General features: G+C 60.5%; 17 protein-coding genes. 2 read left to right on the top strand and 15 right to left on the bottom strand.

Annotated elements, in window-relative coordinates; genetic code table 11:
• The 7 genes from P5689_RS05305 to gspG are packed head-to-tail and all read right to left on the bottom strand — an operon-like array spanning nt 1 to nt 5,709.
• A complete protein-coding gene (locus P5689_RS05305; protein ID WP_285532372.1) occupies nt 1–603 on the bottom strand; it encodes a prepilin-type N-terminal cleavage/methylation domain-containing protein in 603 nt (200 codons plus the stop codon).
• Nucleotides 600–1,010: a type II secretion system protein gene (locus P5689_RS05300; RefSeq protein ID WP_285532371.1), complete on the bottom strand. Its 411-nt coding sequence runs from the start codon at nt 1,008–1,010 to the stop codon at nt 600–602. The genes P5689_RS05305 and P5689_RS05300 overlap by 4 nt, the downstream gene beginning before the upstream one ends.
• Nucleotides 1,007–1,435 carry a prepilin-type N-terminal cleavage/methylation domain-containing protein gene (locus P5689_RS05295; RefSeq protein ID WP_285532370.1) on the bottom strand — a complete coding sequence of 143 codons (429 nt, stop codon included), beginning with the start codon at nt 1,433–1,435 and terminating at the stop codon, nt 1,007–1,009. Before P5689_RS05295 ends, P5689_RS05300 begins: the two co-directional genes overlap by 4 nt.
• Nucleotides 1,419–2,684 carry a type II secretion system F family protein gene (locus P5689_RS05290; RefSeq protein ID WP_285532369.1) on the bottom strand — a complete coding sequence of 422 codons (1,266 nt, stop codon included), beginning with the start codon at nt 2,682–2,684 and terminating at the stop codon, nt 1,419–1,421. Before P5689_RS05290 ends, P5689_RS05295 begins: the two co-directional genes overlap by 17 nt.
• 22 nt (nt 2,685–2,706) lie before the next feature.
• Nucleotides 2,707–4,404: a GspE/PulE family protein gene (locus P5689_RS05285; RefSeq protein ID WP_285532368.1), complete on the bottom strand. Its 1,698-nt coding sequence runs from the start codon at nt 4,402–4,404 to the stop codon at nt 2,707–2,709.
• Nucleotides 4,397–5,176 (bottom strand): A24 family peptidase, encoded by a 780-nt coding sequence (locus P5689_RS05280; protein ID WP_285532367.1) that lies wholly within the window; start codon nt 5,174–5,176, stop codon nt 4,397–4,399. The genes P5689_RS05285 and P5689_RS05280 overlap by 8 nt, the downstream gene beginning before the upstream one ends.
• Before the next feature lie 8 nt (nt 5,177–5,184).
• A complete protein-coding gene (gspG, locus tag P5689_RS05275; RefSeq protein WP_285532366.1) occupies nt 5,185–5,709 on the bottom strand; it encodes a type II secretion system major pseudopilin GspG in 525 nt (174 codons plus the stop codon).
• Between the two features lie 53 nt (nt 5,710–5,762).
• On the opposite strand from gspG, the gene P5689_RS05270 reads away from it, so the two are divergent.
• Entirely contained in the window at nt 5,763–6,173 is a 411-nt protein-coding gene (locus P5689_RS05270) for a lytic transglycosylase domain-containing protein (RefSeq protein ID WP_285532365.1), read from the top strand.
• An 8-nt stretch (nt 6,174–6,181) separates the two neighbouring features.
• Here the strand turns inward: P5689_RS05270 and P5689_RS05265 are convergent, their stop codons facing one another.
• The 8 genes from P5689_RS05265 to P5689_RS05230 form a co-directional block, all read right to left on the bottom strand.
• On the bottom strand, nt 6,182–7,741 hold the full coding sequence (locus P5689_RS05265; RefSeq protein ID WP_285532364.1) for a glycoside hydrolase family 32 protein: 1,560 nt from the start codon (nt 7,739–7,741) through the stop codon (nt 6,182–6,184).
• Between the two features lie 148 nt (nt 7,742–7,889).
• Entirely contained in the window at nt 7,890–9,629 is a 1,740-nt protein-coding gene (locus P5689_RS05260) for a glycoside hydrolase family 68 protein (RefSeq protein WP_336718095.1), read from the bottom strand.
• A 376-nt stretch (nt 9,630–10,005) separates the two neighbouring features.
• A complete protein-coding gene (locus P5689_RS05255; RefSeq protein WP_285532363.1) occupies nt 10,006–10,692 on the bottom strand; it encodes a response regulator transcription factor in 687 nt (228 codons plus the stop codon).
• 126 nt (nt 10,693–10,818) lie between these two features.
• Nucleotides 10,819–13,590, bottom strand: a complete 2,772-nt coding sequence (locus P5689_RS05250) for a sensor histidine kinase KdpD (RefSeq protein ID WP_285532362.1) — start codon at nt 13,588–13,590, stop codon at nt 10,819–10,821.
• A 64-nt stretch (nt 13,591–13,654) separates the two neighbouring features.
• Nucleotides 13,655–14,275 carry a potassium-transporting ATPase subunit KdpC gene (gene kdpC, locus P5689_RS05245; RefSeq protein WP_285532361.1) on the bottom strand — a complete coding sequence of 207 codons (621 nt, stop codon included), beginning with the start codon at nt 14,273–14,275 and terminating at the stop codon, nt 13,655–13,657.
• Between the two features lie 10 nt (nt 14,276–14,285).
• On the bottom strand, nt 14,286–16,403 hold the full coding sequence (gene kdpB / locus P5689_RS05240; RefSeq protein WP_285532360.1) for a potassium-transporting ATPase subunit KdpB: 2,118 nt from the start codon (nt 16,401–16,403) through the stop codon (nt 14,286–14,288).
• A gap of 14 nt (nt 16,404–16,417) precedes the next feature.
• Nucleotides 16,418–18,124, bottom strand: a complete 1,707-nt coding sequence (gene kdpA, locus P5689_RS05235; protein ID WP_285532358.1) for a potassium-transporting ATPase subunit KdpA — start codon at nt 18,122–18,124, stop codon at nt 16,418–16,420.
• Nucleotides 18,125–18,126: 2 nt separating this feature from the next.
• Nucleotides 18,127–18,216: a potassium-transporting ATPase subunit F gene (locus tag P5689_RS05230; protein ID WP_023978830.1), complete on the bottom strand. Its 90-nt coding sequence runs from the start codon at nt 18,214–18,216 to the stop codon at nt 18,127–18,129.
• A gap of 589 nt (nt 18,217–18,805) precedes the next feature.
• Between P5689_RS05230 and P5689_RS05225 the strand changes: the two genes are divergently transcribed.
• The gene (locus P5689_RS05225; protein WP_023978831.1) at nt 18,806–18,967 is read left to right on the top strand and encodes a DUF3309 family protein; all 162 of its coding nucleotides are present in this window, start codon (nt 18,806–18,808) and stop codon (nt 18,965–18,967) included.
• The last annotated feature ends 47 nt before the right edge of the window (nt 18,968–19,014 follow it).

Here is a 19,014-nt window from a genome sequence, read left to right as displayed (position 1 = left end):
TCACGGTAGAGGATTCAGGCGGGGTGCCACCACGATATCGGGCCAGTGGCGCGCATCGCCCGGCGCGAACACGAGACGCAGGCGCACCAGCTCGGGCAGGGTATTGCCATACCATGTCGGGCTCCAGTGCCCGGATGCGTAATAATGCCACTCCACGCCCTCGAGACCGCTCAGCAGGACCCGTTGTTCCACAGGCGTCGGGGGTTCGATCACATGCCGATAGGCTGACCACTGCAGCACGAACCGATGCGCGTCATCCACGAAAAGCGCGATGTTTGCCCGTCCTCCGCCGGAAATCGCCTCAGCCTGTGTTTGCAGGGCACGGGGCACGGGGCCACGCCATGTGAGGCGATGGTTCGTGCCCACAAGGAGCGGCCCCTCGCGTCCATTACCTGCATCGGCACTGGCAACCACCTGCCTTACAAACCTGTCCACCGCATCCAGATCATCCTGTGCAGCCAGGGTCTGGCGTTGCTGCTCGAACAGGCGCGTGGCGGCATCGAAACCCTGGCGCAGGACCAGCAGCACCAGAGAGAACACGACCAGAGCGATTAACAGCTCCAGCAAGGTGAACCCGGCCGCATCATCACGGCGCGGGGTCATGGCGTGCCCTCCGCCGGGCCGGAACACAGGCTGCTCAGGGTGACGGCGCGCTGGCCGGAAAGGGTAAAAGCGTCAGGCCAGGATTCCGTCACGATGACGTGGTAGAGGACAGTTCCTCCACGATGTTCCAGCGGGGTCATGGTGACACGCCAGTGAAAATGATGTCCGTCCTCGCCGCTCTGGGTAAAAGCACCGGGGGTCATGCCGTGACCAATGGCATCGAGATGTGATCGCGCCCGTGAGAGGGCCTCGCGCGTGGCGGTGGCGACATGTCCTGCCGCAACGCCATCCAGCATGCCGCGATAGACGACCCCCAGCGCCAGAGCGACGATGATGAACGCAATCAGCACCTCAATGAGCGTAAAGCCGCTTTCGGAGGAAGGATGCGCGCCCTTTGGCACCGTCATCCGCCGTGGCTTTCGATGGCACCGGTCAGCCAATTGACGCCCAGTGTCATGCGGCTCGCCCCCCGGCTGAGCCCGAGCACAGGGCCCGATGCGCTGCCATCCGGGTAGAAGCGGAACACGCTTGTCGTGTCTGGCGTGATCGTAATGGCGGGCAGGGCTCCCGCAGTTGCCGGGGTAATGACATAGCTTCCGGAAAGCGGGTTGATATCGAGTTCCTGGGCACGCCCCGTATAGAGCGCGCGGGCATGGGTCTCGCGCATCAGGGCGGCGATCTGTCGCGCCGCGTTACGCAGTTCGAGCCGTGCAGGATGCGAGGCGCCGTGTCGGACCACAATGGCGCCAATCATTCCCAGAATGACCAGCACGACCAGCATCTCGATCAGGGTAAAGCCGGACTCGGCCTGCGCTCTACTGGGCAAGGTCATTAAGGCTCAGCATGGCGAGGAGAAACGAGGAGACGATGCCTGCCACCATCAGACCCATGACGATGGTGATGGCCGGGACCAGCAGGGCAACAAGGCGCTGAATGGCAATGCGGGCCTGATCTTCGTGAATATCGGCGGCCCTGAGCGCCATGGGGCCGAGGCGTGCGGTTTCCTCACCCAATTGAAGCAGATGGATCAGTCTTGTCGGAAAAATGCCAGCGGCGTTCAGTGTTGCTGACAGCCCCGCGCCCGAACGTGCGCTTTCGGCGGCTGTCCCGATGGCGGCGCTGGCGGCCTGATTGCCCAGCGCATCACGCACGATCCCCAGTGCCGGAAGTAGGGCAACGCCATTGACCAGCAGGGTGCCGAGAATACGGGCAAACCGCGCGGCCAGGATTTCCGAGACCAGACGGCCGAGTCCCGGCATACGAAGCAGCAGGCGGTCAACAGGACGACGCAGGGCCGGGCGTTGCATGGCCAGACGCAGGCCTAAACCAGTCAGAAATACGATGACCAGCATGGCCAGGCCGTAATGACCGATTGCAGCGCCTGCCTCCGTCAGAAGGCGCGTGGAGGCCGGCAGGGTCGCGCCGTTCTGCTCAAAGAGCGGCATGAATTGCGGCAGGACCTTCGTGAGCAGCAATGTGACAGATCCGATAGCCGTCAGGGTGAGGATGGCGGGATAGATCATGGCCGACTGGACGGTGCTGATCAGCGCGCGTTCGCGTTCGAGCAGCCCGGCGAGCCGCTCCATGGTGGGGGCCAGATCTCCCGTGGCCTCAGCCGCCCGCACCATGCCGATATAGAGCGGGGGGAACCCCCCCCGGCTCGTGGCAAGTGCCGAATGAAGCGCCTGTCCGTCACGGACCCTGTCCCGAACACTTTTCAGGACGCTGCCTATGCGGGGGGATGACGTGGTCTCGATCAGAAAACGCAGGGCACGATCCATATCCTGCCCTGCATCGAGCATGACAGCGAGTTCGCGTGTCAAATTCGCCAGTTCACCGCGCTTCACGCCGTGTCGTCTCAGGCTGAAGCCCTGCGCGCCAGAGCGCGGAATGGCTCCCGTGCCAGACGCGCGTGCAAACCTAGTGCGCCCTTTTGCGCCTTTTCCGGCAACATCAACATGGATGGGCATGTAGCCCTGGCGTCGAAGTTTCGCGACAGCGTCTTCCCGCGTGTCGGCCACGAGGGTGCCCTGCTGCGGGGTGCCCTGCCGGTCAATGACCCTGTAGAGGAATTCCGTCATGAGGGGGCTGCGCTCGCCACATTCAACCGACAGCGCGCACGCTACGCATGACTTCCTCGATGGTGGTCTGGCCATCAACGGCTGCACGAAGGCCGGAATCAAAGAGGGTTTCCATGCCGGCTGCGACGGCTGCTCGTTCTATCGCGAGATGATCGGCTTTCTCGAAAACGAGTTTTTCAATGGCCTCATCGGGTTCGAGAAGTTCTGCGATTGCAAGCCTGCCCTGGAAGCCTGTATGGCGGCAGGAGGCGCAACCCGCCGCCTGATGAAGAGTGATCGGCTCCCCCGAAGCAAAACGATCAAGCTGCAATTCCTGAACCAGCGCCGCAGGTGGCGTGTAGGGCGTCTTGCACAGAGGGCACAGGCGACGCACGAGGCGCTGGGCCAGAACGCCACGCAGCACTGCGGTCATGAGGTAGTCCTCTACCCCCATGTCGCGCAGGCGTATGATGGCGGCGGATGCTGAATTCGTGTGCAGTGTGGACAGAACCAGGTGCCCCGTCAGAGCCGCCTGCACGGCAATCTGGGCGGTCTCCCGGTCGCGTATCTCACCCACCATGATCACATCGGGATCCTGACGCAGAATGGCGCGCAGCAGGGCGGCGAAATCCAGACCGATCTGCGGTTTGACCTGCACCTGATTGATGCCGCCAAGCTGATACTCGATCGGATCCTCAATCGTGACGATCTTGCGCGTGACGGCATTGAGATCGGAGAGGCCCGTATAGAGTGTTGTGGTTTTTCCCGATCCGGTTGGCCCGGTAACCAGAACGATGCCATTGGGCCGCTCGAGAAGCTTGCGCAGGCCCCCGACAATGCCGGGTTGCAGGCCCAGCTTGGCATAATCGAAGACCGCGCCAGACCGATCGAGAACGCGCAGGACCAGTGTCTCGCCATAGAGGGACGGAATGGTGGACACACGAAAATCGACTTCATGCCCGCGCACGGCAAGTTTGATCCGTCCATCCTGAGGCAGGCGTCGTTCGGCAATATCCAGGCGCGCCATGATCTTCACGCGTGAGAGCACGGCGGGCACAAGCTGGGCCGCCAGTGTTTCCGCCTCATGCAGGATGCCGTCATAGCGATAGCGCACACGCAGCCTGTCCTCGAACGGCTCGATATGGATATCCGAAGCCCTGGTCTCGACCGCACGATTGATGATCTGGTTGACCAGACGGATCACGGGTGCTTCTGACGCCAGATCCTTCAGCCGTTCGGCGTCGTCTTCAAGGGCATTGCCGTCTGCCTGCTCGGGTTCAGCCTCGCGGCTTTCATCCGGGTAGAGGCGGTCAAGCGCGGCTTCGAGTTCAACCGGAAGGGCTGCATGGGTTGCGATGGTCAGTCCCGTCGCCGCCTGCAGGGCCGCAGGCGTGAAACTGTCCAGCGGGTCGCGCATGGCAAGAGCCAGCATGTTTCCCTCCAACGAGAGCGGCACAACATGCGCATCACGCAGGAAACGTGTCTTGAGCTGCCCGGTCAGAACCGGATCGGCCGGATAATGATCAGCACCTGCAAGAGGAATATCGAGCAACTCAGCATAGCTTCTGGCCATGAGCGCTTCTGACACCAGACCCAGTTGCAGCAAGATCTGGTCGAGGCGACCGCCGCTCTGCTCTGCGGCACGTGCAGCGCGGTCCAGCCCTCGATGGTCGCAATATCCTCTGTCGACCAGCAGGGAAGCTAACGCCTCCAGACGGCCGTCATGCTGACGCTCAGCCATAGGACTGTCCGATGATCTTGAGCAACCAGCCGCCCCAGAGGGCAAAGGCGAGCCCTGGGCCGAAGGGGATACGCATCTGCGCGCTCAGGCTTGCTTTTCGCGTAAGCCACGCGCCGGCCAGTGTGACGACAGCACCCATGAATACGATCTCGGGCAGGATGAATGGTCCCAGCCACCCGCCTCCGGCGGCAAGCAGCTTGGCATCGCCACCGCCAAGCCCATCCCGCGCCCGCAACTTGCGATAAAGCAGCGCGACGCCGCCAAATGCGGCCCAGCCCAGCAAGGCAGCCAGACTGTGCAGATGAAACTCGGCGCGACTATGCTGCGCTGCGAAGGCGAGCCCGATACCGAGCAAGGGAAGAGTCAGGCAATCCGGCAGGGTTGTGCTGCGCAAATCGATGGCTGCGAGCAACAAGAGCCACCAGCCAAACAGGCATCCCTGAATCATGAGATGAGTCAGGTCGAGACGATCCGGCGCCATATGCACGGCCCAGTCAGCGGCTCCCGCAACGATCAGGGCCGCGACTTCCATCGCCGGGTGGAACGCATCGATAGCCGACTGGCAATAGCGGCATTTGCCACGCTGTATGGCGTAGCTGACCAGCGGTATGAGATCGCGGGCGCCAAGCACGCAATCGCAGTTCGGGCAGTGTGACCGGGTAAAGAAAGGCGAGCGCCCCTCTGGCAGCCGCCAGGCAAGCACACCGAGAAAGGATCCGATGAACGGCGAGGCGATGACGAGGCCTGTATGGAGAGGGAGCGCGAAATTCATGGGGGCGCTCAGGGATTGCAGATCATGGCAGCGCGATCGCTCGTCGCTTCGTGAGCGCCCTTCGAGCAGAGGTCATAATCATGGCCCGGTCGTTCAGAGGGATTGCTGTAGAGGTAGGGGTGGTGCCACGGGTCCTTGGGGTCAGCATTATCCTTGAGGTAAGGCCCGTTCCAGTTCTCGGCGTCCTGCGGACGTTCGATCAGCGCGTGCAGCCCGTCTTCAGTGCTGGGGTAGCTTCCCGTGTCGAGACGATACAGATCCAGAACCTCGCCCAGCCGCTGAATGGATTGATGAGCAACAGAATTGCGTGCGCCACCCAGCTGACGCAATGCGGCGGGCGCGACGAGACCGATCAGCAAACCGAGAATGGCAATCACCACCAGCAATTCGAGCAGCGTGAACCCGGCCTCGTCGGTATCGGAGGGAACGCCGATATTGGCGCCTTCGGTCTGGTCGGGGCGCTGCGTGGTCCGGACGGACCATTCGCATGTTTTGGCGCAACGGGGCTGTGCTAACGTATCAAAAAGGCGCATCAATAATGTGTCCGATATGAAAAGCCCTGAATCGGGGAGGAGTGTAGCGCAATATGGCCGTTGCGTATGCGAGCTGCATGATTTTTGTTGCTTCCCTGTACCATTTGCCACCCAGGGTTCTTCCCGCAATTCTGGGGGCGGAAAATGGTCGTAACGGCATGGTGCGTCATAATAGTAACGGAACGGATGACCTCGGTGTGATGCAGGTCAACACGTTGTGGCTTGGGCCTATTGCGCAGTTTACCCATGCTACGCCGCAAAGGGTTTACCGCAATCTGCTGACCCAGCCTTGTTATAATATCAGCGCAGCGGGGGCCATCATGCGCCTCTATCTCAATGAATCTCATGGTGATCTCATGAGGGCGGTCGGTAATTACCATTCGCATACCATCGCGCTCAATCTGGCGTACCAGCAGCGCGTGTTGGGTGCGGCACGCCTTTTGTTTCAGAATGGCGGTCATTGAGCATCCGTTCAATGATCGAGCCCGGTGACGTGCAGAGTCTTGACCAATGCCGGGGCATCCTGCGCAAACAGCGAGATGTGCGTGCTGCCTTCATGGGGAAAGATCAGATCCGTTATCCTTAATTCACCGTCATTGGCGAAAATTTCGACAGAGGAATGGTCTACCACGAGGTGCAGGGTGATGGTGTTGTTGTGCGGGAGCAATGAGGCAATGTGGATCGGGCTGAACTTGCCTGAAAAATCGGTCACTCCGGAATGGGAGCGATCCAGCGACAGCAGGTGGCGGGCAAAATCATAGCTGATTCGCGTCCCTTCCTGAGCATCTTGAGATTGACGCACCGTGATGCCTGCCTGCCCCTTGCCGTCGCTGTGCAGGGTCAATGAGATATCCTCCACTTCGTGCTGTACGGGCAGGGGCCAGACTACACCTGCGGACAGCACATGACTTGCACATCTGCGGGAAGGAGAGCGGGCGACGAGGGCGTCGTATTCGGGTGTCGGAGCCTGATAGAGATGCGGCTTGCCACGCAGTGTCCTGAGCGAGAGCGCAACTGGCAAGGTCATCTGGCCGCGCCAGGGTGCGGTAGGGAGCTTGTCAGCATAATCCCAGTTGCTCATCCAGCTTATCAGGCGGGGCGACAGATCTGGCGTGTTGGCAATGCGTATGGCCGCATAATTATCGGCTCCATGATCGAGCCAGTGATAGGCCGATGGATCGGCCCCTTCAGGAGGAAGAGGATCGGCGATAAATTTCGTGCCGTCAAAGCGGCCTGTGAAATATTCCACCCCGGATCCCCCGGCAATACTCCAGGGATTGACGCTGACGATCATGACCCAGCGGGTGTCCTTACGATTTCCATCCAGATCGAGCGCGACAAGCGTGGGCATCTCCCACAGCATGCCGGGCTTGCGATAACCGTTCGGCTGAAAATCGCTCAGAAAATCCCAGTGCTTCAGGTCGCGGGAACGATAGAGCTTGACCAGCTGCGCATCGGCGACGACGGTCGTCATGACCCAGTATTGCCCCGGCGCGTACCACACCACTGACGGATCACGGAATTGCCGTGAGTCCGGAGACAATGTGAGTATCGGGTTGCGCTCGTGGTGTTCCCACGTTGCGCCGCGATCAAGGCTATAGGCAAGTGATTGTGCCTGCGTACCGTCAGGGTGGGCCGGATCCTGCGAGAAAACAGTGGTGTAGAGCGCAATTAATGGCGGAATGTGGTTTTTGCCCAGACCAGAGCGATTATCCCGATCCACCACGACTGACCCTGAAAACATGTCCCGTCCGGGCGAAGCGGCGAGCGCAACGGGTTCCTCATGCCAGTGCAGAAGGTCATGACTGGTCGCGTGACCCCATGAGGTATGACCCCACACCATGCCATCCGGATTATACTGATAAAAAAGATGCCATGTCCCATCCAGCCAGAACGGCCCGTTGGGGTCATTCATCCAGTGCGCGCGAGGAGAAAAATGCAGCGCGGGACGCCATTGCGGTGTCTCGATCTTGGTATTCGAGTAATTGCCTGTCGGGTTTGACTCCTGCGCAGCGGCAGGACAGGCCGTCATGGCCGTCAGGGGCGCGATGAGCCCGGAGAACGCGCAAAGTATTGCGCAAGAAAAAAACCGTTTATGGCGCTGTGACATCATCACCCGAAGCTGAGGATACCCAAAGGAAAGTGACCGGCCTGCACGGGGCAGGCCGATCACCAGACGCTTATTGTTGTGTGGTCAGAAAGGCATTCATGCGGGCATTCACATCCGGGCCGATCTGCTTTTGCTGGCTGATCAGATCCTGAATGAAACCGACGATATTGATGTCGGCACGATTGGCCGAAATATCGCCGTACCCACCAAGGCCGTTATTGCCATAGCGTGTGTCGACAATCGACGCATCGCCACGGATGCGAACCTTGACGGTCGGTGACAGCGCACCGCCACGACGTCCGTCAACCGTGTCGATGAAGGATTCCACGAGCCCGCCCGGCATGACGTAATGCGAGTAGGACTGGAAGGCGCGCGGGTTCTGGTCCGGGTTGGCATCATAGTCGGTGCCAGCCGCAATATTCAGGTTGGTCGGGTTGCCGAGCATCAGCCCGCTTCCGTAGTTCATGGGCTGGAAATCACTGCGGATGCCATTGCCGACGAAGCCATAGACACCGTCAGGTCCGTCCACACCGGCCGCATAGGTCGTGCGATGGCTGATGGTGAAAATGTAGTACTTTCCGTCCTTGATATACATCTGCGGACGTTCGGTCTGATCGTTCACGCAATTGGCTTCGATCAGCGGTGACAGGAACTTCCACTTCGACAGGGAGCCATTCTCGGCGACTGCCAAGCCAATGGCGGCCTTCTGGTAATATGCACCCGTGTTCAGCACCTGCTGAACGGTCTCGGCGTGCGGGTCATTGGCGCGATAACCCAGATCCTCCGCCGTGCAGTTGGCGAGCCCACGCTCACCGGGCGTGTTGCCCTCAAACACCATATAGTTGGTGCCCGGGTGCTGGGGGTCCTCGAAGGTGAACGGATCGCGGAAGTTGTAATACGGGTTCTGCGCGCCATTCTGATAGAGAACGCCGTCGGGGCGCAGAAGCGGCGTGTGCTGCGTGAAGCCCGTAAACCAGACATGGTTGAAATCGGCATGGATCTGGCCAAGGCTTTGAGTGATCACCGCCTGTGAGGGAGTGATATCCTGGCCTGCCGCGTTCCGGTTGAATGCCATATCAGTATAGAACAGCGATACCTTGTTACTCGTGGGATCGAGCAGACGCATCGAGCCGGACCATTCGGCGGTGATGGTATAAGTCGTGCCGGCAAAAACCTGTTCCTGCGCCCCTTCAGGGATCAGGTGTCCACCATAGATCCAGCCCCCGTTGGTCGGGCGACGGCTCGCCGGGATGCCTGCGCGGCGGTAGAAATAGCCGATACGGGCATGGGTGTGACGGTCATCGAAGCCATAACCGGCGTTCTTGTCGGCGGTCAGGCAGAAAATAACTTCCCAACCGTTATAGCTGAACTGATTGGCTTTCTTGTCGATGAGCGTCCAAGTGTCCCAGACCCACACATCAGGGTTGGTTGCCGGAAAATCGGCGGGGACATCAGGCATGACGAGCTGCTCGGGAAGCGAATTCTTGCCTGCACCGGCCGAGGTGTCGGAATGGGCCTTGATCTGCATGGCATCGGCACGCGTCCATCGCGCCGTGAAGCTGTCCTGCGGGTCGTAGGCCTTCTGGGTGTGGATGGTGGGCAACGGGAAGCCGGGCACGCCATTCAGCGAACTGCCCGGATACAGTTTTGCGCCATGCGGCATCATGCCGGGGCGGGGCGCAACGCGGAACGCCTCACGCAGGGCGTCGGGGTTAAGCTGGGCAAAAGCCGCCTGGCTGGTGAATGTTGCGACCATCGATCCGGCCAGCAACAGATTGAGCATCGCTCTCTTTCGGAACCTGTTTGCCATGTCACCCTCGAATGATTTCGTCATGAGGCATGGCAGGAACGTTACTGCTCCGTCACGCATCATGATCCCGTTTCTTCCTGCCCTGGCGGCGTTACATTCCTCCAGCGCCCGGTTACTTGATCACAAATTTGTTATGAGAGTCAATTCGCAATTAACGACAGATTAATGGCAGAAAGATGTCTGTCTTGAGGCCTTGCTGCAGCAGCAAGTATTCGATGCGCCACCATCAAACTGGAATTTGATATCCGGTGTGATGACTGATATTTTTGGTTAATTTCGTAAATTTGAAAAGTGGCGGTGAAAGACAAAATTTTCTTTACGATGGCCTGTTGCCGTTACGATTGCGATACTGCTCCAAGCGAGGTGAATTTCGCTTTCACTCCCCTTGCACCAGACGATAGCCGATACCGGTCTCGGTGATGATGTGGTGAGGCTGTTCCGGGTCAGTTTCGATCTTCTGTCGTATCTGTCGGATATAGACTCGCAACTGCTGCACATCACCGCTGGCACCCCAGAGCTCGCTCATGATGGTGCGATGGGTCAGAACGCGCCCGGCGTAGCGCACGAGCATTCGCAGAATATCCCATTCCCGGGGAGAGAGTTTCAGCTCGGTCCCGGCACGGAAGATTTGTCGTTTCACCAGATCGATCGACAGATCACCGGAGGTGAAGAGGGGCGTTGTCCCCTGTTGCTGCAGGGCATGACGCAGCGCATTGCGCAGGCGGGCCACGAGTTCTGCCATGCTGAACGGCTTGGTCACGTAGTCATCGGCGCCGGCTTCCAGAGCAGCTACCTTGCCCCGCTCATCATCGCGCACAGAAAGGATCACGACCGGAAGGGCCGGATGCAACGCCCTTAGCCTGCGCAGGATCTCGATCCCATCATGGTCAGGCAGGCCCAGGTCGAGCAGGACGAGGTCAGGCGGTGTTTCACTGGCCACCCGCAGCGCGTTCTCGCCTGTTCCAGCTTCGAGCACGCGCCATGACTGACTGGCCAGCGTGGTGCGCAGCAGCCTGCGAATTGCGGGCTCATCGTCAACAACGAGAAGGATCGGGTCACTCATGGGGCAGGGACTTCGAGCAGGATCGGATAGGGCATGGGACCGTGTCTTTGGCACGGTTGATGGTCATCGGACTCACCCGGCGATAGGGCTGCCCGCAGGGAAACAGTTTCTTTGGGGGCAAACTTCTCACAGGGACTTTCTTCCGTCACGGGTTTCCGGGCCGGTCCTGTCGGGCACAATCTGGCGCATCGCCTGTGAGGCTGGCAGCGGAAAGCGCAGGGTAAAAACCGCTCCTTGCCTGTCCGTACGGTTTGCGGCCTCAATATCGCCACCCATTGCCTCGACAAAACCACGGGCAATGGCGAGGCCGAGGCCAGTCCCTGCACGGGCCGTATCGGCCGCGGCAAAGCGTGTGAACTTGCCAAAAATCTCTGCTGGATCACGATCACCAAATCCCGGCCCCTCATCCTCAATCGCGATCACGAGCCTTGAATGGCGCATGGCGAGGCGCAGCGTAATGGCAGTCTCTGCGGGGGTATATTTTGCTGCATTGTCGAGGATATTGAATAGAGATTGCTCCAGCAGCACAGCATCGAGATCGAGCATGGGGAGGGTCGATGCGGTATCGAGGGTGACGTGATGATGCTCCAGTAGTTTCGCCGCGCGTGCTAGGGCTGTCGCCGCCACCTCGGCGCAGTCCACACTGTCATGGCGCAGGGGGAGGGCGCCGGCTTCAATCCGTGTCATGTCGAGCAGATTACCCACGAAGCGGTTCAGGCGTTCGGCCTCATCCGTCAGGGTCGAGAGAAGCTCGCTTCTTCCTTCCTCTCCCAGTACCTCGCCATAATCGCGCAGGCTCGATGCTGCTCCCAGAATGGAGGCGAGCGGGGTGCGCAGATCATGGGAAATGGAGGTCAGAAGGGCCCCCCGCAGCCTGTCCGTCTCGGCTTCCAGGCGTACCCTGTCGAGATCACGGGTCAGCAGCAGGCTTTCGAGGGCCGAGGCTGTTTGGTCCGCCAGCGCGTCCAGCAAACTCTGCTGCTCGGCATCGAGCAACTGGCCCGGTTTCTCGCGGTACAGGCCGATCACAGCTACGGGCCCACGCGCCGTGCGCAGGGGAATGAACAGCCATTGTACGCCGGGAAGGCTGTCAGACCCGCGCCCGGCCAAACGGCTATGCTTCCAGGCCCAGCTTGCCGCCGCCAGATCGTCCTCTCCCGGGGGGTGGGCTTTGTCCGATTGCGCCTGTACGGCTAGTCTGCCGCCATCGGGCATGAGAAGCACGACGTGACAATCGAGCAGGGTCGCAATCTGCCGGGTGACAGAGCAGAGCAGGTCGTCGAGCGTGGACATGCCGGTGATGGTGCGGCTGAAACGATAGAGTGACTGGGTGATCTCTGCACGGTGGCGCGCCACAACAGCCTGACTGCGTACGCGGGCGCCCAGATTGCCTGCAATCAATGCCGTGGCAAAAAAGAAGAACAGCGCCACGACATTATCGGGGGCTGCAATGGTCAGGGTATAAAGCGGCGGCAGGAAAAAGAAGTTGAAGCACAGCATGCCGAAAATGGATGCCCAGAGCGAGGGACCCAGCCCGTAGGCCACGGCCACTCCCAATATGGCGGTCAGAAAGGCCAGTGACACATTACTGACCTCGAAACCCTGCCGAAGCAACAGGGCCAGCCCCAGAGCACAGAGGACGATGGCCGTGCTCGCCAGATAGGGCGAAAAACGTGGGGGAGGATTTTCGTAGATCCGGTGGTCCATCGCCTCGCCTGAACGGGGTACGACATGAACCGGAAAATTCTCCGAGCGCTGAATCAGCCGTTCAGTTGTTGATCGACCGATAAGCTGCCTCAGCCGACCGAGCCAACCCGTGCCCGCCGGATGCGCCGCGACGATCTGCGTCACATTCTGGGCGCGGGCATAGGCCAGGGCATCGAGGGCAATATCATGGCCGGGCACTGTCACCGTCTCTGCACCGAGCGACTGGGCGAGATGCATCTGTGAGGCCATGCGCGCGCGGGCCTCCTCGGTCAGGTCGCGGCTGGTTTCCACATGCAGAACGATCCAGGGCGCATGAAGCCGGTCGGCCAGTCTCTTGCCGTAGCGCACAAGACCCGCATCGCCATCCTGCAGGGTCAGGCAAACCATCACGCGTTCACCGGCCGCCCAAGGCCCCGCTATGGCGTTGGCCTTCATGTGATCGACCAGCTGCGCGTCCACCTGCTGGGCCGTCTGGCGCAAGGCCAGTTCGCGCAGGGCGGTCAGGTTGCCGGGCGAGAAATAATGCAGCAGCGCCCGGCCTGCCGTGTGGGCCGCATAGATCTTTCCATCGCGCATGCGCTGCAGCAGGTCGCCCGGTGTCAGATCGACCAGTTCGAGCTCATCGGCGCTCTCGATCACATGGTCGGGCACGGTCTCGCGCACGCGCACCCGGGTGATCGAGGCTACGATATCATTCAGGCTTTCAAGGTGCTGGATATTGACGGTGGTGAAAACATCGATCCCCGCATTGAGAAGCTCCTCGACATCCATCCACCGCTTCGGGTGGCGGGAGCCGGGCGCGTTGCTGTGCGCCAGTTCATCGACGAGAGCGAGGGTGGGGCGCCGGGCGAGAATGGCATCGAGATCCATCTCGCGCAGGATCTGACCGCGATAGGCGACGGAACCGGCCGCGATGACAGGCAGGCCCTCGACAAGCGCCTGTGTTTCAGCACGGCCATGCGTCTCCACGACGCCGATTGCCAGATCGACCCCCTCCTGCATCAGATGCCGGGCGCTGCTCAGCATTTCAAATGTCTTGCCGACACCTGGCGCCGCGCCGAGAAAGATTTTCAGCCGGCCCCGGCGTCTTTCGCCGCAGCCCTGACGCAATAGGGCGTCAGGGTCGGGGCGGTCATAATCCTGTCTCGTCATCGCGTTCCCTGGTCCGGTCTTGCGGCTGCGCCTGTTCATAGATCTGATGATTATCATGGCTTGCCCGGGTGCCGCGATCTGGCATCTGGGCAGGTTGGACCGGCTATTGCGCCATTCTATCGAGCGCCCGGTTGAGTGCCAGAACATTCACATGGGGCTCACCGAGGAAGCCCAGAAAGGGCTGGCTTGTCTGCTGCAGAGCCAGATGACGAATACGCGCTTCATCAAGGCCCCGTGCCTTTGCCACGCGCAGGACTTGAAACAGCGCTGCCTCGGGTGAGATGTCAGGGTCGAGGCCACTGGCCGATGTGGTGACGAGGTCAATCGGAATATGCCAGCCCCGTGCCATGGCCTCAGGATTTTCGGCACGCAATGCGGCGGCGCTCTGGGTGACGCGCTCGATGAGGGCCCGTGATGTCGGGCCGGCATTGGAAGCCAGAGAGGCAGCCCCATTATAGGGCATCGGGATTGTTTTGCCGGGGTCCTTCGGATCTGGCCCCATTGTGGCCGAAGGGCGACCGTGGAAATAGCGCGGGGAGGTGAAATTCTGTCCGATCAGGGCAGAACCGACAACATTTCCCTTGTCGTGGATCAGGCTGCCCGCCGCCTTGTCGGGCAGGATCAGGCCTGACAGGGCGGTCATCCCAAGAGGGTAGGCCAGACCGGTGAGGGCAGAAAGAAGGAGAAAAAGAACTAGCGCAGGGCGCAACTGGGATAGAACCATGATGGCCTCCTCAGGCCAGACCGATATGGGTGATGAGCAGATCGATCAGCTTGATGCCGATGAACGGTACGATGAGCCCGCCAACACCGTAGATAAGCAGGTTGCGCCGCAGCAGCGCCGCCGCACCTACCGGGCGATACGCCACGCCACGCAGTGCAAGCGGGATGAGCGCGATAATGATCAGGGCGTTGAAGATGATCGCTGAAAGCACGGCGCTTTCCGGGGTGGCCAGATGCATGATGTTGAGGCTGGACAGCGCAGGATAGAACCCGACGAACATCGCAGGAATGATGGCGAAATACTTGGCCACGTCATTGGCGATCGAGAAAGTCGTGAGCGCACCGCGCGTCATGAGCAGCTGCTTGCCGATACCGACGATCTCGATCAGTTTTGTCGGGTCGCTGTCGAGATCGACCATGTTGCCAGCCTCGCGGGCGGCGACAGTGCCGGTATTCATGGCAACGCCCACATCGGCCTGAGCAAGGGCGGGGGCATCGTTCGTACCATCGCCGCACATGGCCACGAGCTTGCCCGAAGCCTGCTCGCTGCGGATCAGGGCCAGCTTGGCTTCGGGTGTGGCCTGGGCCAGGAAGTCATCCACGCCCGACTCAGCGGCGATGGCGGCGGCAGTCAGGGGGTTGTCACCCGTAATCATGACCGTGCGTATGCCCATGCGACGCAACTCGGCGAAGCGTTCGCGTATGCCGCCTTTCACCACATCCTTGAGATGCACCACACCCAGCAGATGCGTGTCATCCATGACCGCAAGCGGGGTGCCACCCTGACGGGCGATGCCATCGGCGATACTGCGTATCTGGGCGGCGGAGGGGGCGTTTGGCCCAGCAGCTTCAAGCACGCTCTCAACCGCGCCCTTGCGTATCTGTCTGGTGCCGATATTGACGCCGCTCATGCGTGTCTGGGCCGTAAACGGGACGAACTGTGCACCTGCGGCGTTGAGTTCGCGTCCACGCAACCCGAAACGCGTCTTGGCCAGCACGACAATGGAGCGGCCTTCCGGCGTTTCGTCGGCCAGCGAGGCCAGTTGTGCCGCATCGCCAAGCTGTTGTTCGGTCACGCCCGGCACGGGCATGAAGGCGCAGGCCTGACGGTCGCCGATTGTGATGGTGCCAGTCTTGTCGAGCAGGAGCGTATCCACATCGCCCGCGGCTTCAACCGCACGGCCCGACATCGCGAGCACATTGAAGCGGATCAGCCTGTCCATGCCAGCAATGCCGATTGCCGAGAGAAGCGCCCCGATGGTGGTGGGAATGAGCGTGACGAACAGGGCCACGAGCACCATGACCGAAATCGAGCCGCCAGCGTAATGCGCAAACGACGGAATGGTCGCCACGGCGATGATGAATATGAGCGTCATGCCAGCCAGAAGGATGGTCAGGGCAATCTCATTGGGGGTTTTCTGTCGCTGTGCGCCCTCTACGAGAGAGATCATGCGATCAAGGAAGGTCGAGCCCTGGGCTGCCGTGATGCGCACGATCACCCAGTCCGACAGCACACGTGTGCCGCCTGTGACGGCCGATCGATCGCCGCCACTTTCGCGAATGACGGGGGCTGACTCACCCGTAATGGCTGATTCGTCAACCGAGGCAATGCCTTCAATTACCTCCCCGTCGCTCGGGATGAAATCGCCCGCCTCGACCAGGACCACATCGCCCACAACCAGTTCGGGGGCAGGAATTTCCTCATACAGTCCGGCAGGACCGAAAGCGCCTGTATCACTGGGCAAAAGGCGCTTGCCACGCGTCTCCGTGCGGGTGCGACGCAGTGAGTCGGCCTGCGCCTTGCCACGCCCTTCGGCGATGGCTTCGGCAAAATTGGCGAAAAGCAGCGTGAACCACAGCCAGAGCGTGATCTGCAGGGCAAACCCGGTATGGGGGACACCTTTGATGAGGTCGCGCAAAAGCAGCGCGGTTGTCAGACAGGTGACGATCTCGACGACGAACATGACCGGGTTGCGGATCATGATACGCGGGTCGAGCTTGCGCAGGCTTTCAGCCAGTGCGGGAAGCACGAGCGCTGCATTCAGCACACCCGATTTCGGGCGTGAGGGCGGGCGCTTCGACGGTGCCTCGGCATGGGACCCAGGCGCGGGTGAGGGAAAGGAGATCATCGTATGGGCGCCTTTCAGTAGGTCGTGCCGTGGAGCATGGCGAGATGCTCGACAATCGGGCCGAGAGCGAGGGCAGGGAGGAAGGTGAGGCCGCCAACGATCACGATCACCCCGGCGACAAGCGCAATGAAGAGGCCGTTATCGGTCGGGAAGGTACCGGGTGTCGGGGCAGCCACTTTCTTGGCAGCCATGGAGCCGGCAATGGCGAGTGCTGGAATGATCACGAAAAACCGCCCGATCATCATGCCGATACCCAGCGTGACGTTCCAGAAACTGTTCGCTGTCAGCCCTGCAAAGGCACTGCCATTATTGGCGGCGGCTGAGGTGTAGGCATAAAGCGCTTCGGAAAAACCATGCGGGCCGCTGGCAGATAGTGCCGAAAGGCCCGCTGGCAGCACGACGGCAAGTGCTGTGAAGCCCAGCATGACAAGCGGCAGGCAAAGCACGGCCAGCATGGTCATCTTGATTTCGCGCGCCTCGATTTTCTTCCCCAGATATTCGGGGGTGCGCCCGACCATCAGGCCCGCCATGAAAACAGCAATGAGCGCAAAGAGTAGGAACCCGTACAGCCCCGAACCGACGCCGCCGAAAATCACCTCACCCAGCATCATGTTGATAAGCGGCACCATGCCGCCGAGCGGGAGAAAACTCTCATGCATGGCGTTGACCGCCCCGCAGGAGGCATCGGTCGTGACCGTGGCAAAAAGCGCGGAGGCAGCAATGCCAAAGCGCGTTTCCTTGCCTTCCATATTCCCCAGCGTGCCATCCAGACCCAGCGACGCAAAGAGCGGATTGGCGTGGGCCTCCGACCAGTAGAGAACGCCCGCGCCGATGAGAAAAAGCGCCGACATGGCCGAGAAAATGGCCCAGCCCTGCTTTTCCTGCCCGATCATGCGACCGAACATGTTGGTAAGCCCGGCTCCCAGCGCGAAGATGCAAAGCATCTGGACGAAATTGGTCAGCGCATTCGGGTTTTCGAAAGGATGAGCAGAGTTGACGTTGAAATAGCCGCCGCCATTCGTGCCGAGCATCTTGATGGCTTCCTGAGTCGCCACAGGCCCCAGCGCGATCGTCTGTCTTGCGCCTTCAAGTGTGAAGATGGAGGCCGACCCTGTCAGGGTTTGCGGAACACCTTCCAGCACGAAGAACAGGGTGAGCAATATGCAGGCGGGCAGCAGCACATAAAGAGTGACACGCACCAGATCGACCCAGAAATTGCCGATTGTGGAGGCGCTGCGTCGCACGAAGCCGCGCATGATGGCGGCTGCAATGGCGATGCCCGCAGCAGCGGAAACGAAGTTCTGAACCGTGAGGGCCAGCATCTGGCTGAGCGGGCTCAGCGTGGTCTCACCACCGTAGCTCTGCCAGTTGGTGTTGGTCAGGAAGCTGACAGCCGTATTATAGGCCAGGTCGGGTGATACCGCACCCAGACCCGCCGGATTGGACGGCAGGATTCCCTGAAGGCGCAGCAGAGCAAAGACGGCGACAAAGCAGAAAATCTTGAACAGGATCACGGCCAGCGCATAATGCGACCAGGATTGCTCGCGCTTCGGGTCAACGCCTGCAAGGCGATACATGAGGCGTTCCAGCCCGCCGAAAGGTCGCTGGAAAAGATGCTTCTCGCCTTCGAGCACACGTTTGAGAAAGCCACCCAGCGGGCGCGTAATGGCCACCACGCACAGAAAGAACACCGCAAGGGTGATCCAGCCTGAGAGGGTCATGATCAGAACCTTTCGGGGCGGATAAGGACGGCGGTGACATAAGCCAGCAAGCCAAGGGTCACGAGGCCCGCCAGAACGAAATCGGGCGTCATGTCAGATCCTCTTGCAGACCGAAATGAAACCGAGGCACAGCGCAAAACCCATGAGGCCAAGCGCGCAGTAAAGACTGTCCAGCATAGGAAAGCTCCCAGAGTGAGGGGGGTATTATCCGGCTGGGGGGCGTAGGGATGACAGAGGAAGAGACCTCACGCCGTATAGGAATCTCATAGGAGAAACACCGCAGGATACGGGCCGCCTGGGCGAAGCCCGGGAGCGAGGGCGAGCCGTGGTCAGTGATACCCATCCGGATGCGGGCCGATGCACAGCCTCAACGATAAGGGCGCGTGGATCAGCAGAGTGTTTATTCCGGGGAGGGGCGTCGTGACGCAGGGAGGGCGTTAACGAACAATCCGGTTGCGGTTATGAAACAGGTAAACCAGCACTGTCATGATTGAGAGACGCAGCCTGAAATGCGCTGTGCGCGATGGGGCTCTCTTCCAGCAATCTTGTAACAGCTGTGGCAGGAATACCCGGCAAACCTAAAATATGGGCCGCCGGGGGTCATAGGGCGAACTTGCCAGCCTTTGGGGCGTGATAGGATTACGGTGGCGCAATCAAGGCTACCGATCACAGGGGCTCGCCATGAATCTCATTGTCATCATCATCATCGTTCTTCTTCTGCTCGGCACATTCGGTGGCTATGGCGGCTGGTATGGCACGGCCTGGACCGGTTATGGCGCTGGCGGCGGCGTCGGACTGATTGTTCTTGTTCTGTTGATTCTTATCCTTATGGGTCGCCTCTGACAGGTCATCCCGTATTGATCGGACGGGATATGGGCGGGGGAGAGCAC

The organism is Asaia sp. HumB (genome assembly GCF_030263835.1).
In the GTDB taxonomy this organism is placed as follows: domain Bacteria; phylum Pseudomonadota; class Alphaproteobacteria; order Acetobacterales; family Acetobacteraceae; genus Asaia; species Asaia bogorensis.
This window is presented reverse-complemented; position numbering and strand designations above follow the sequence as displayed.